The sequence below is a fragment of the Sediminibacterium sp. C3 genome, assembly GCF_000508085.1.
Classification (GTDB): Bacteria; Bacteroidota; Bacteroidia; order Chitinophagales; family Chitinophagaceae; genus Sediminibacterium.
In genome coordinates this window covers 647,501-661,270 of sequence record NZ_KI669560.1, presented here as the reverse complement: position 1 = coordinate 661,270, position 13,770 = coordinate 647,501, and the positions used below count along the sequence as shown (strand labels likewise).

General features: G+C 36.3%; 16 protein-coding genes. 8 read left to right on the top strand and 8 right to left on the bottom strand.

All coding sequences use genetic code 11. The features are described 5' to 3' along the window. Positions 1-8: 8 nt before the first annotated feature. A complete protein-coding gene (locus F777_RS0103050) occupies positions 9-401 on the bottom strand; it encodes a MerC domain-containing protein (protein WP_026750756.1) in 393 nt (130 codons plus the stop codon). An 84-nt stretch (positions 402-485) separates the two neighbouring features. On the opposite strand from F777_RS0103050, the gene F777_RS15515 reads away from it, so the two are divergent. The 3 genes from F777_RS15515 to F777_RS0103035 are packed head-to-tail and all read left to right on the top strand — an operon-like array spanning position 486 to position 2,540. Beyond that, entirely contained in the window at positions 486-1,142 is a 657-nt protein-coding gene (locus F777_RS15515; protein WP_037369085.1) for an SCO family protein, read from the top strand. A 7-nt stretch (positions 1,143-1,149) separates the two neighbouring features. Further along, positions 1,150-1,569 (top strand): Fur family transcriptional regulator, encoded by a 420-nt coding sequence (locus F777_RS0103040; protein WP_026750755.1) that lies wholly within the window; start codon positions 1,150-1,152, stop codon positions 1,567-1,569. Beyond that, on the top strand, positions 1,566-2,540 hold the full coding sequence (locus F777_RS0103035) for an NAD-dependent epimerase/dehydratase family protein (protein WP_026750754.1): 975 nt from the start codon (positions 1,566-1,568) through the stop codon (positions 2,538-2,540). Before F777_RS0103040 ends, F777_RS0103035 begins: the two co-directional genes overlap by 4 nt. Here F777_RS0103035 and F777_RS0103030 read toward each other — a convergent pair. Next, the gene (locus F777_RS0103030) at positions 2,535-3,482 is read right to left on the bottom strand and encodes a UDP-3-O-(3-hydroxymyristoyl)glucosamine N-acyltransferase (protein WP_026750753.1); all 948 of its coding nucleotides are present in this window, start codon (positions 3,480-3,482) and stop codon (positions 2,535-2,537) included. The genes F777_RS0103035 and F777_RS0103030 overlap by 6 nt on opposite strands. Positions 3,483-3,921: 439 nt before the next feature. On the opposite strand from F777_RS0103030, the gene lysS reads away from it, so the two are divergent. Then, positions 3,922-5,448: a lysine--tRNA ligase gene (lysS, locus tag F777_RS0103025; RefSeq protein ID WP_026750752.1), complete on the top strand. Its 1,527-nt coding sequence runs from the start codon at positions 3,922-3,924 to the stop codon at positions 5,446-5,448. On the opposite strand, the gene F777_RS0103020 is transcribed toward lysS, so the two are convergent. Genes F777_RS0103020 through F777_RS0102995 form a run of 6 tightly spaced genes read right to left on the bottom strand, consistent with a single transcriptional unit; the run spans position 5,445 to position 9,570 of the window. Then, positions 5,445-6,269: an SDR family oxidoreductase gene (locus tag F777_RS0103020; RefSeq protein WP_026750751.1), complete on the bottom strand. Its 825-nt coding sequence runs from the start codon at positions 6,267-6,269 to the stop codon at positions 5,445-5,447. The two genes, lysS and F777_RS0103020, sit on opposite strands and share 4 nt — an antisense overlap. 38 nt (positions 6,270-6,307) lie before the next feature. Further along, positions 6,308-6,883: a guanylate kinase gene (gmk, locus tag F777_RS0103015; protein ID WP_026750750.1), complete on the bottom strand. Its 576-nt coding sequence runs from the start codon at positions 6,881-6,883 to the stop codon at positions 6,308-6,310. A 26-nt stretch (positions 6,884-6,909) separates the two neighbouring features. Further along, the gene (locus tag F777_RS0103010) at positions 6,910-7,371 is read right to left on the bottom strand and encodes a hypothetical protein (protein WP_026750749.1); all 462 of its coding nucleotides are present in this window, start codon (positions 7,369-7,371) and stop codon (positions 6,910-6,912) included. Between the two features lies 1 nt (position 7,372). Beyond that, on the bottom strand, positions 7,373-7,855 hold the full coding sequence (locus tag F777_RS0103005) for a hypothetical protein (protein WP_026750748.1): 483 nt from the start codon (positions 7,853-7,855) through the stop codon (positions 7,373-7,375). 18 nt (positions 7,856-7,873) lie between these two features. Next, entirely contained in the window at positions 7,874-8,416 is a 543-nt protein-coding gene (locus tag F777_RS0103000; RefSeq protein ID WP_152530843.1) for a hypothetical protein, read from the bottom strand. Between the two features lie 23 nt (positions 8,417-8,439). Continuing rightward, positions 8,440-9,570 (bottom strand): M23 family metallopeptidase, encoded by a 1,131-nt coding sequence (locus F777_RS0102995; protein ID WP_026750746.1) that lies wholly within the window; start codon positions 9,568-9,570, stop codon positions 8,440-8,442. Positions 9,571-9,924: 354 nt separating this feature from the next. Here F777_RS0102995 and F777_RS0102980 point away from each other — a divergent pair, with 354 nt between their 5' ends. The 4 genes from F777_RS0102980 (at position 9,925) to F777_RS0102965 (ending at position 13,711) form a co-directional block, all read left to right on the top strand. Continuing rightward, entirely contained in the window at positions 9,925-10,644 is a 720-nt protein-coding gene (locus F777_RS0102980; protein ID WP_026750745.1) for a response regulator transcription factor, read from the top strand. Between the two features lie 85 nt (positions 10,645-10,729). Beyond that, the gene (locus F777_RS0102975; protein ID WP_026750744.1) at positions 10,730-11,446 is read left to right on the top strand and encodes a PAS domain-containing protein; all 717 of its coding nucleotides are present in this window, start codon (positions 10,730-10,732) and stop codon (positions 11,444-11,446) included. 46 nt (positions 11,447-11,492) lie between these two features. Next, positions 11,493-12,050, top strand: coding sequence for a 1-acyl-sn-glycerol-3-phosphate acyltransferase (locus tag F777_RS0102970; protein WP_026764492.1), 558 nt, complete (start codon positions 11,493-11,495; stop codon positions 12,048-12,050). Between the two features lie 14 nt (positions 12,051-12,064). Next, complete coding sequence (locus F777_RS0102965) at positions 12,065-13,711, top strand: AMP-binding protein (RefSeq protein ID WP_026750742.1); 1,647 nt, start codon at positions 12,065-12,067, stop codon at positions 13,709-13,711. Positions 13,712-13,770 lie beyond the last annotated feature (59 nt).

Genomic DNA, 13,770 nt, shown 5'->3' with positions numbered 1-13,770 from the left:
CTTTTCAGTTAATGTGCGCAATCATCGCTGTGCGCATGATCGTGTTTTCTGCAAAGTTTAAAGTTCAGGTAGTGTGCAACCACAATAAATCCAACAGAAGGAACCAATAAGATCCATTCCAGTTGGTGGAAGTTTACTTTTAAAATGAGAAAGAGAATACCAGTTGTAAATAAAACAACTGGCCACCAGCTATGATGATGTTTTTTAAAACCATGGTATAATGCATATGTCCCTAGTATAAAAGCCAGGCCAATCATTAAATATTCAAAATGTATATTTTCAATAATATTTACCCCAAATAAAGGAAGACTACTTAAAAAAAGGGGAAGCAGGGCGCAGTGTATGGCACAGGCCACAGAAGCAACAATTCCCAATGCATCCCAGTTGATTTTAAACTTCATCGTCTGTAAAACTACAACAATGCAACTTTGTTGCAAAATATTTGTTGTAAAATGGTATTACCTTTACAGCATTAATATAAGCATATGAGTAAGAGAGTATTGGCCTATCTGGGGTTTTTTCTGGTTTTACTGGGTGGATTTTATTTTTTCCTATTCAGAGGTACTGATAAATGGAAGAAAAAGTTATCTGTAATTAGCTATATTAAACCATTTCAATTTACTACACAGGAAGGTCTGCCCTTTAATGACCGTGATTTATTAGGCAAGGTAACCGTAGTGGAATACTTTTTTACCAGCTGTAAGGGTATCTGTCCAAAGATGAACAAAAACATGAAGGAGATTTATGATGAATTCCAGGCCGAGCCTGATTTCTTGATTTTATCTCATACCTGTGATCCGGAAACAGATTCTGTACCCAAATTAAAAAAATACTCAGACTCTATGCAGGTAAACAGCAGAAAATGGGTGATGGTAACGGGCAGAAAAGACAGTTTATACCAAATGGCAAGAGCCGCCTATTTATTGGACGATCCCAAGAACAGTGTTCAAAAAATTGAAGACCAGTTTATTCATACCCAGTTTTTTGCCCTGGTAGATAAAGATGGAAAAGTTCGTTCTCAGATTTATGATGGTCTAAAAAAAGATGAAATAGAAAAATTAAAGAAAGATATCAGAGAATTATTACAGGAGCGATCTGCTAACAGTAATTTTGTAAACGGTATCTTTAACAATAATCCTTAGGGGCAACATGCAGGATAAAATCAATGACATATTAAAAAAGAATCACCTAAGCATTACTGAGGCAAGAAAAAAAATCCTCGCACTTTTCTGGGAATCCGGAAATGCAATGGCTCACGGTGATATTGAACAAAAAAGCAGTGAAGAATTTGACCGTGTAACTATCTACAGAACCTTACAAACTTTTGTAGAAAAAGGAATCATACACACCATACCTACTGCGGACAATTCTGTTCGCTATGCTTTGTGCAAAGACGAATGTGGGGCTGGACATCACCACGACGATCATGTTCATTTTATTTGCGATGATTGCGGAACAACTTACTGTATTGATGAAGTCAATGTTCCTAAAGTAAAACTACCCAAAGGATTTAAAGCTGCTCAAACCGATTTAGTGATTAGCGGAACCTGTAATAAATGTGAGCAATGATTTTAGTAACAGGTGCCAGCGGTCTGGTAGGATCACACTTATTGCAAAAGTTGATCCGGGAAGGTCATTCAGTTAAAGCATTATATAGAAACAATCCCCCTGAAATAGCTGGAACAGAAGGTGTGGAATGGATAAAAGGAGATATACTGGATATCGTCTCTCTGGAAGAATCTCTGCAGAATGTTGAACAGGTATATCATTGCGCAGCCGTTGTTTCTTTTAATCCGTCAAAGAAAACTTCTATGTTTCACACCAATGTAGAAGGCACTGCCAATGTGGTAAACGCCTGCATCAACAGTGGGGTGAAGAAATTATTATTCGTTAGTTCGGTTGCTGCTCTCGGAAGAATCAGGGAAGACAAACCAATTGATGAAACAATGAACTGGACCCCTGAAACCAGTAACAGTGAGTATGGCAAAAGCAAATACCTAGCAGAAATGGAAGTATGGCGGGGAATGAGTGAGGGTTTGTCTGTAGTAGTAGTAAACCCTGTTATTATTCTGGGGAGCGGAGACTGGAACGGAGGATCTTCCGGCATTTTCAAATCATCTTACGAAGAATTTCCATGGTACACCGAAGGGACCAGCGGATTTGTAGATGTGCTGGATGTTGTGAAAGCCATGTATCACTTAATGAACAGTGAAGTGAATGGCGAAAGATTTATATTAAGTGGCCACAATACTGGCTATAAAGATATTTTTGGGTTGATTGCAGCTGGCTTTAACAAGAAACCGCCACACAAAAAAGTAACCCCTCTGCTGGCAGGCATTGTATGGAGATGGGAAGCCATTAAAGCATTTTTTACAGGTAAAGACCCCTTGCTTACCAAAGAAACAGCCAGGACAGCTCAGGCGAAAGTGGTTTTCAACAATTCAAAACTACTTGCATCCATACCTGGATTTTCTTATACTCCGCTTAAAACATCTATTGATAGAATCTGTAATGAATTCAGGGAAAAGTACCGGCTATGATTCCATCACTTTTTTCCAGAGTTCAGGAATTCGCTTAATCCATACCAACTCACGGCGTTTGATGGAAGCGTCTTCAGCAGGATAACCAAAATAAGTTTTACCTCCTGCCAGAGAGGAAGGAACACCACTTTGTGCCAACACTACGGCATTGGATCCAATGGTAAGTGTTTTGCTAACGCCAACCTGTCCCCATAGCGTAACCCCATCTTCAATGATGGTTCCCCCTGCGATACCCACCTGGGCTGCAAACAAACAATTTTTTCCAACGGTAACATCATGACCAATATGAACCATATTATCCAGTTTGGTACCCTGGCCAATTCTGGTTTCAGCAGTTACGCCCCTGTCAATCATACAGCCCGTTCCTATCTCAACAAAATCTTCCAGAACAACATTACCACAACTCAACATTTTTTTATACCAAACGGGTCGATTTTTCTTGGTGTTGTAGTAAAATGCATCCCCGCCAATAACAGTGCCCGACTGTATGATAACATCATTTCCAATGATGGTGTTATCATGTATCGTAACATTCGGATGAATGATGCAATTGTTTCCGATAACTACATTTTTACCAATAAATACATTGGGCATGATTATCGTATGCTCACCAACTTTTAAAGAATCGTCAATGGATTTTGAAGCCGGTAAAAAAGGACTGAAATGCTGAACAATTTTTAAATAAGATTCAAATGGATCTGTAACAATGAAAATGGTTTTACCATCAGGAATATTTACATCATCTGTGTTGATGATTATAAAATCAGCAGCGCTGTTTAAACAGGTATCATAATATTTTGGATGATCAACAAAAACCATATCTCCTTTTTCTACGCGATGAATTTCGTTGATGCCCAAAATTTCTGCCCGGGTATTCCCAGCAACTTTTGCATCCAGAAACTCAGACATCCAGGAAACGGAAACAGGAGACGGAAACTTCATTTGAGTGAATTTTTGAGGTGATAAAGGTAGTGAGACAAGCTTTTCCGAAAATTTTTTTTTGAAAGCGCTTGGCTGAATTATCAATTAAAATTCCATTACAAAAAGGGGAAATAAAAAGTTGTTGTCTTAATAAAACTATTTTTTCATTTCGCTGAAACACTTTATTCATATATGTTTCAGAGGATCATGAAAAAAATGAATTGATTTTAAATTGTAAATAGTCTTCTAAAAATTGAATTAATGATGCACTAAAAATTTTTCTGAATTCACATTTGAGCTTAAAATGTTAATAAAATTGTTCAAAAAAATTTTTGTATAAGTTAAAAGTCTTTTTAATATTGTGTAGGGAAATGCGTTTCCCTGTACTTACTAACCCATCCATATACAAGGTCTCGCTTCTGCGAGACTTTTGTTTTGTACCAATTTGAACAACCAATTTATGAGCGAAGTACATTTTTCAGAACAAGAATTAATTAGAAGAGAGAAGCTTGCAAAATTGCAGGCAGCAGGAATTGATCCGTTTCCCGCACCCTTGTATCCTGTCAATAGTTTTTCTGTTGATATTAAAAATAACTACACCGAAGAGAAGAAAGATCAGTTCACCAATCTTTGTGTGGCAGGAAGAATTATGAGCATGAATGATAAAGGAAAAGTTTTCTTTATCAAGATTCAGGATAGTAAAGGCATTATTCAATTATATGTAAAACGAGATGACATTTGTCCGGAAGAAGACAAGTCATTCTGGGATACAGTTGTAAAACACGGATTGGATTTAGGGGATATTATCGGATGTACCGGTTTTGCTTTTATCACCAAGACCGGAGAAACATCTATACATGCACAAACCATTACACTGCTTACCAAATCTTTAAAGCCACTACCGGTGGTAAAGAGAGATGAAGAAGGAAATGTTTTTGATGCAGTAACTGATCCGGAATTCAGATATCGTCAGCGTTATGCCGACCTTATTATTAACCCGGATGTAAAAGACACTTTTGTTAAAAGAACCAAAATCATCAACACCATTCGTGACTTTTTAAATTCACAAGGTGCTGTTGAAGTTGACACCCCGGTTCTGCAGGCCATTCCCGGAGGGGCAGCCGCGCGTCCTTTCATTACGCACCACAATGCCCTGGACGTTCCTTTTTACCTAAGAATTGCCAACGAATTGTATTTGAAGCGTCTGATTGTAGGTGGTTTTGACTGGGTATATGAATTCAGCCGCAACTTTAGAAATGAAGGAATGGACAGAACCCACAATCCGGAGTTTACGGTATTAGAATGGTACACTGCCTACAAAGATTATATCTGGATGATGGAAGTAACCGAACAGCTATTCGAAAAGATTGCCTTAACCATACACGGAACTACGGATGTACAATTGGGAGATAAAATCGTAAGCTTCAAAGCACCATTCAAAAGAATCAGCATTCACGATGCCATTAAAGAGAATACAGGCATGGATGTTAGCGGAATGGATGAAGCAGGCCTGAGAGAAGTTTGCAAGCAATTGAAAATTGATGTACCTCCAACCATCGGAAAAGGCAAACTGATTGATGAAATTTTCGGTGCAACCAGTGAACACACTTATGTGCAACCCACTTTCATTATAGACTATCCGGTTGAAATGAGTCCTTTAACCAAGAAACATCGCAGTAAACCAGGTTTGGTAGAACGCTTTGAATTAATGGTGAATGGGAAAGAGCTGGCGAATGCCTACACAGAATTAAACGACCCTATTGACCAGCGGGAACGTTTTGAAGAACAAGTTAAGCTAATGGAGAGAGGGGACGATGAAGCCATGTTTATCGACTATGACTTTTTACGTGCCCTCGAATACGGAATGCCTCCAACTTCCGGAATTGGAATTGGTATTGATCGTTTGTGCATGATGATGACCAACCAGGCTTCCATTCAGGATGTGTTGCTGTTCCCTCAGATGAGACCTGAACGATTCGAAGACTAATCAACAAACAAATCAGGATACAATTGTCCTCCGGGCACAACTGCATATTGATCTAAATTAGAAATACCTTCCTTGGCAAGAACTTCTTCGTCAATGAAGGTATTTCCTGTATAAGCCAGTCCTGTTTTAGATAGAATATAATACACACTGTCTGCAATGATTTCCGGTGTACGGCTCATTTTGGCCAATGCTTCACCACCCAGCAGATTTCTTACAGCTGCTGTATCAATGGTGGTTTTAGGCCACAAAGCATTGGAGGCAATACCATCATTCTTAAACTCAGCCGCCCAGCCCAATGCCAGCATACTCATATTGTATTTGGTAAGCGTATAGGCAATATGTCCTCCCATCCATTTGGGTTTTAAACTAATGGGTGGAGACAAAGTAATGATATGCGGATTGTTTCCTTTTTTTAACCAGGGTAAACAATGCTTTACCACCAGGAATGTGCCCCTGACATTAATACTTTGCATTAAGTCAAACCGCTTGGCCTCTGTTTTTTCGGTATTGGTTAAAGAAATAGCGGATGCGTTGTTAATAACAACATCAATCCCCCCAAACTTATCTACTGCCTGCTGTACGGCTGCAGCAATCTGTGCTTCGTCTCTGATGTCTACCTGCACAGCCAGTGCTTTACCACCAGCGGCTTCCACTTCCTCAGCAGCAGAATAAATGGTTCCTCCCAGTCGGGGGTCCTCTTCTACACTTTTGGCTGCAATTACAATATTGGCTCCTTCTTTGGCCAGTCTTAAAGCAATGGCTTTTCCGATCCCTCTGCTGGCACCGGTAATAAATACAGTTCTGTTGGCAAATGATGACATAGATAAAAGCTTAGAGACTCAATTTAAGCCAAAGCAATTTACCAACCGAGGAATTCTTTGATTACTTCTTCTGTTTCTTTGCAAGCTTTCTCCAGATTGTCATTCAGAATATTCTTGTGAAAATGACTTTTGAAAGAAAGCTCATAACTGGCTTTATTCACCCGGTTTGCCAGGCTCTCCGGTGTTTCCGTACCCCGGCTTTCCAGTCTTTTCTTTAATTCTTCTACTGAAGGGGGTTCTATAAAAATAGACAGGCAACGATTGGGAAACTGATCTTGTAAATGAATGGCTCCTTTTACATCAATATCAAGGATGGGAATTTTACCAAGATTCCAGATTCTTTCCAATTCAGCCTTTAATGTGCCGTAATAACTTCCTTCATATACCATTTCCCATTCTACAAATGCATTTTCTTCAATTCTCTGTTTAAACTCCGCTTCCGAAATAAAATGATAATGAACCCCGTCTTTTTCCTCCCCTCTGGGTTTTCTGGTAGCAGCCGATATAGACAAGGAAAGGAGGGGGTGCTGCTGTAACAGATAGCGTGTTATAGAAGTTTTACCCGATCCGGAAGGTGCGGCAATAATGATGATTTTGCGAGTATCAGCTCCCATTCAAAATATGTTTCTGCAAAAAACGACTATTTTTTTGGAATTGTTTTTGCAACTTTTCGTCTAAATAATGCTGGTTCTGGCATCATGTACTCTGTAATGCTTAGAGTTTTAGTTCCTATACCATTAATTTCGTAACAAGTAATTTCCTTTGTTTCAAAATTATTTAATTGCAAATAGCTTATTGATTCGTCATTAAGATTTACTTTAGCAATTTTTCCGCAATAAGAATTAGCTGGTGTTAACTTATAATAGTATTTGGATATTAATTGTTTGGCCATATATTCTTTGCAAGAAGAATCTTTATCAAAAATAAAAACCCAATCTCCTTCAGTTGAAATCCAAGTGCCAACTATTAATTTTCTTTCAGAGTTTATATTTTGAGAATGAAGCTTTTCATTAACTACTAAAAACAACATTGAAAAGAGAAATATTTTTTTAAAATCAAACATAGTTTTTTTTTTAAAAAGCCCAATTCTCAATAATTTCATACTACAAATTATCAAACTCATCATTAATACAATCGATACCCTTGGTTGGAATTTCAGAAAACGATTGAGGCACTTTATTAAAAATCCAAGCCTTTTTAACTTTTTTAAAGTAAGCAGACTGTGTAGTTTCAACTATTGCAATTATATAGCCATTATCTTTTTGCGCTTTTCTACACCTAGACATAATTACTTTACTATTTTTAGAAAGTTGACCAATTTCTTGAATAGCTAATATTCTTCTTGATTGAGGTCTAAGATATTCAGAGCATATTATTTTTTTATTTAACCCGTTGTTGATCAATATAAAGGATATTTTACCGCTTTCATCTTCATCAATTGCAATGCCCTCCTCAATCTTATACTCCCTTAGCATTGGTATATCACTGATTTCCTTATAAACCGTACCAACTATAGATTTCAATTGACAATTTGAATTAAATTGAGAGAAAAAAAATACTGCTACTATAATTAAAAATCTTCTCATTTTTTTATATTTATGAAATTACTGCACAGAAATTTTAGTTATTAAGTTGGAGTTAACATTATAATGAAATGTTAAATTCATATCAATATCAGAATTATTATTTTTAAGCAAAACAAATATCTTTCCTGATTCATTTTTATTTAGCCAGGAATTAGGAAATTGAGTAGAAAGAATACTAATATTATCTCCAACACTAATACTATTTCCATTTGTAATTTCAAATATGTAAGAATTAGAAGTTACTTCCATGGCTTGCAGAATATTATCCATAAACCACACCTCTATACCACTACCAAAATAATTATTCATATTTGAATCAAACTCCTCCGAATAATCTGAATTCCCGTTTAGACTTAAATTAAATTTTAATTGAAACTCAGATTCATTCATCAAAAGTGAATTATTATTATTTTGTGAATATTGAGGCTTAATATCAAACTGATTCAGCCATAAATAATCTAAATTCAAATTTTCTTGTTGGGATATACTTTGACTATTAACTATAAATGAAATAGCTATTAATACGATAAAGACCAAATAAAATGATAATTTAAACTTCATATATTGAGATTTATATAAGTGGATTAATTGCATGGGCTACCTGTAGAATATCCAAACTGATTGTATTTAGTTGAAATAAAATTTTCCGGATTTTTTTTCTGACCATTTTCAGTAACTTGAATATGAACATGAGGCGAAATAACATTTTGTGCATTTCCGGTTTTCCCACTCAGGCCTATTTGCTGTCCTTGATCAATTATGTCATCAACAGTCAAACTTGTTGAATTTAAATGAGCGTACAAGATTTTAATTACACGGCCATCAGCTAAAGTACTCTTTATTTCAACTAAATTACCAAATGAAGTTGGGCTTCCATAATATTGAGGCTGAAAAATAGAAATTGATCTTGTTACCACCCCACTAAAAATAGCATACAATGGTGTATTGGGTTTTGCATAAATATCTAATCCTTTATGCTCTTTTGGTTGACCGTTAGGATACTTACGAGTCGGACCAAATCTTCCACCATTAATATTTGTAGCATTTGATTTTGCAATTATTGGATTTAAAATTACATCTCCAGGACAAGGAGTTTTTGTAGGTGGTACTGTTTGATTTCCACCACCACTTGTAGGTGGCCAAGTTTCAGTTCCTCCTGACCCTGAAAAGCAAAATGTAGATGTAACTTCTCCAATATACCTCCAACCACACTCAATGTTATAATCTCCAGCAGCACTTGCCCCTAAACTGATACAAGAATATACATACTGGCTTTCTGTTGTATTATAACACAACGATTCTGGATCATTAACATTTCTGGACCTTATTTTTTGTTCTAATTGACGGATTGAAGTGTTTGAAAATGATTGATTTTGCATTTCTTTGCGCTTCATCACTTTGTTTGTTGAAAAATCAGTAAACCAGACATCTAACACTTTTCCGTCAAAAGTGTGATAGCTTTCTATAGTACCCTTTCTAACACTATCTGAAAAAGCCAAGGTTGCATTAGGAATAGTATATTTAATAACAGACTCTATTTTATCACTAACTTTTCTAAAAACAAGACTAAATTGAATTTGTGTTGAAACTGAACTATTTGAACTTTTAATGCCCTTATCATGCTCGTGATTTAAACCTTCTACAAATTTTACCTCTGTATATGAAATATTATTAATGATTGCTTTTTTTGTAGTTGACCAATCTAATGTTAACACTTGTTTACTTTTTCTTTAGTATACATAAAAAGAATTCCTTCTTTATAGTTTTTCCCATTTTCTTTAATCCATGTTTTTTCAACATAAAATTCATCTTGTGGCATGAATGTTTGTTTAATACAAGATGCAACAGATAATACAATAGTTAAAAAGAATAGTGATTTAAAGACCCTTTTTGAAATCATTCGATTTGTTTTATTAGTAGAAAATGAAAATAAATAGTACTATCTATTTTATATATATCCAAATGAATATTTCTTCTAGTAGCTTAAAAACTTATCCATTTGGATAATCGAATATGCAAAATTTACATATAATAATTATTTATGTTATTTTTGGTCTTTATAAGCTTTTATGATACAGATAGGTTTAGTAGAAGACAATGAGCGCTATAGGCTATTGATTAAAAATGAGATCGGTAAAGTTAAAAACTCAAAACTAATTATTGATGCTTCTGATGGTTTTGAGTTGCTGCTAAATTTGAACCTTGCCAAAAAACTTCCAGATATACTACTATTAGATATTGAACTACCCAAAATAGATGGTTTACTTTTAACAAGTTATATTTCGCGAACTTATCCCTCTATTAAGATAATTGGTGTATCCTCACATAGTAATAAAGCACTAGTTACTGAAGTTCTTAATGAAGGAGCCAGAAGTTTTATTAGCAAGCACTTTACAAGTCCTAACTCAGCTATATATAAACAAGCTTATGGAAATAGAAGTGTTTTCAGAGAGGCTTTAGATTATACAATTTTAAATTCAACATATATTGACGACTTGCTTTTTAATAAAGGGAAAGAATTAAAACTATCAAGTTCAACAAATCAAATAATTGATAAAAAAATTCCAGAACTTACTTTAATACAACGCCAGTTTTTGTTATTGAATGCTGCTGATTTAAGTTACTCAGAAATTGCATTGATAATGAATAAAAGTCTCCCGTCTATCAAAAAATATCTTGCCTATTTTCTAGAAAAATTTGAAGTAAAGAATAAATCAGAATTAATCACATATTGTATAAAAAACGGTTTTGTTAAACTCCCAGCTCTTTATGATCAATATGCAAACTGATTTTGCAGAAATCGTTTAGATTTGTTACAATAACATCTTTTTTATAAAAGAGATTTGTTGTTCTTGATTGAGGTAAATTAATTTTATGAAATCTGATCAACCTTATTATTTACTTTTTGATCAAAACCCCTACGCGGTTTGTTCGTTAGACTTAGAAGGAAACATAACTTCCATGAACAATCAACTGCCGCTTTTATTAGAATGTCCTGAAACTAAATTAAACGGTGAAAGTATATTTCCATTTCTGCTTCAAGATGAAATGGGTACTGTTTTTAGAATATTCAACCTGGTAAAATCAGGGACAACACAAAAGTTCAAATGCAAAGTTCAAACTGTCAGGAATAAGCAATTAACGTGCATTATCACCTATATTCCTATTAAAATAGAAGGTGCAATAACCGGAATTTATGCGTTGATTAACGACATTACCGAAAATGTTGCTGAAGAACTGGAACTGGAAAAATCTTTGAGAGACCTGAAAAAAATTCTGGATGCCTCACTTGATATTTTGTGTGTATTAAATATTAAGGGAGAATTTGTAAGAATTAATAAACAGGTAGAAGAATTATGGGGATACGAAGACTGGGAGTTAGTGGGAAAAGATATTATAGATTTTGTGCTGGAAGACGACAGAAGAAAAACATTTGAAGCCTTTTCACAGATAAAACGCGGAATAGAATTAAAAGACTTCGAGAACAGAATGTTGAAGAAGGATGGATCCACCATCATCATGCAATGGTTCGCCAGCTGGGACAGTATGACCCACTCGGTTTATGCAAGTGCCCGACACTTAAAATTTTAGGTACAATTCTGTTTTTTTTCTATCCTGATTTTCCCAACCGATTGCTATGCGTATATGCTGGAACCTATTTCTGCAAATGCAGGGATGGAAAATTCGTAGTGAATTTCCCTATCACCTGAAAAAATGTGTGATAGCCGTAGGGCCTCATACCAGTGCCTGGGATTTTGTAGTTGGACTAGCAGTTAGAAGTAAGCTCAAATTATACCATCTTAATTTTCTGGGCAAGGCGGAATTATTCAAAGGAAGATTTGGCTTTTTCTTCAGAAAAATGGGGGGATTTCCCGTTGATAGATTCAGCAATAACAATGTAGTTGATCAGGTTGCAGAACAATTCAGGATTCGCGATCAGTTTGTTCTAGCATTATCCCCTGAGGGTACCAGAAAAAAAGTAGATAAATTAAGAACTGGTTTTTATCATATTGCACTAAAAGCAGGTGTACCCATTGTATTAGCCGGTTTGGATTTCGGTAGAAAAGAAATCAGTTTCAGCGAACCCTTCCTGCCAACCGGTAATATGGAAGAAGACTTTAAAAAAATCATACATTTTTTTGCCGACAAGGAAGGTAAGATACCAGAATACGGCCTGAAACATTTAGATCACTAATCCCCCTAAACCATATGAGTCAACCTTTTCCTACCATTATTGACCGTTTTTGCCATTACGAAAAAGTACAGCCCAATAAACTCTTTTTATCCGAACCTGTAAAAAGCGTCTATCAGGATTTTTCATGGGCCAGTGCGGGAAAAGAAATAAGATCAATGGCGGCCTGGCTATTGCAATCAGGATTGAACCCAGGTGATAAGGTGGCTATTCTCAGCAAGAACTGTGCACATTGGATTATGGCCGATCTGGCAATCAATATGGCAGGCATGGTTTCCGTTCCGCTGTATCCGAATATCACCAGCAATGCAGTCAATGAAATTCTTTTGCATAGTGAATCCAAAGCCATCTTTGTAGGAAAGCTAGACAATCCGGAAATCATCAGAATGGGCATTCCGGATACATTAACACAAATCAGTTTTCCTTTCTATTTTAATGTAGGTTGTTTAAACTGGAACGATCTGGTGGCAGCAACCCAGCCTTTGGGTGAGCCTGTAAAAAAAGACACTAAAGATCTTTCCTGTATTATTTATACTTCAGGAACTACAGGTGCTCCCAAAGGAGTAATGCATAGCAATCATACCATGTCTTTTGCAGTTTATTCATTTCTGGAAAGCACACCCCCATTGGCCAATGAAGTGTTTTTTTCTTACCTGCCCCTTTGCCATGTGGCGGAAAGAATGCTGGTAGAATGTGGGGCAATATTTACAGGAAGCTGCATCCATTTTGTAGAATCCATGGATAGTTTTTCTAAAAATCTGCAATATTCCCAACCCACGATTTTTTTGGCAGTACCCAGAATCTGGGAAAAAATTCAGGAAGAGATCTTACGCAAAATGCCTCAGCAAAAACTGAGCAGATTACTTAAAGTACCATTGGTTTCGGTATTGATTAAGAATCTGATCCGCAAAAAATTAGGCCTTGGAAGAGCCAAACATTTGTTCACAGGTGCATCTCCCATCAATCCTGCCGTCCTCAGCTGGTATAAGGCATTGGGAATGGAAATTCAGGAAGCTTATGGGATGACAGAGAATTCTGCCTTGTCTCATTCCAACAGGAAAGGCGCCTGCAAATTCGGAACAGTAGGACAGTCCTATCCGGGTGTGGAGGTTAAATTAAGTGAACAAAAAGAGGTCTTGGTAAAAAGCGAAGCCAATATGCTGGGATATTACAAAGAGCCTGTTTTATCTGAAGAAATGTTTGAAGATGGGTTTTTAAAAACAGGCGATGAAGGAAGTATAGATGACGAGGGATACCTTTCTATTACAGGAAGAATCAAGGACCAGTTTAAAACAAGTAAGGGTAAATATGTGGCACCAGCGCCCATTGAATCCAAAGTACTAACCGATGCCATGATTGCTCAGGCCTGTGTGGTGGGATGGGGAATGCCTGCTCCTTTGCTTTTGTGCACCCTTTCCGAGCAGGCCAAAAGTCTGGCGCAAACAAATTTACAAGATCATCTGCACCAGCTATTGGAGCGCATTAATAAAGAACTGGAACACCATGAACAGTTGGCTAAATTGATTATTATGGCCGAAGAGTGGACGATTCAGAATGGAATTTTAACACCAACTTTAAAAATCAAGCGCAAAGTGTTGGATGAAACATTCAAAGACTTCTACAACAATTGGTATAACGAATCGGTCAAAGTGGTTTTTGTGTAACTTGCACCCGTTTAACTTATTTAGTAACGGCACAATAATTGGTATAAGATTCCGTTTGT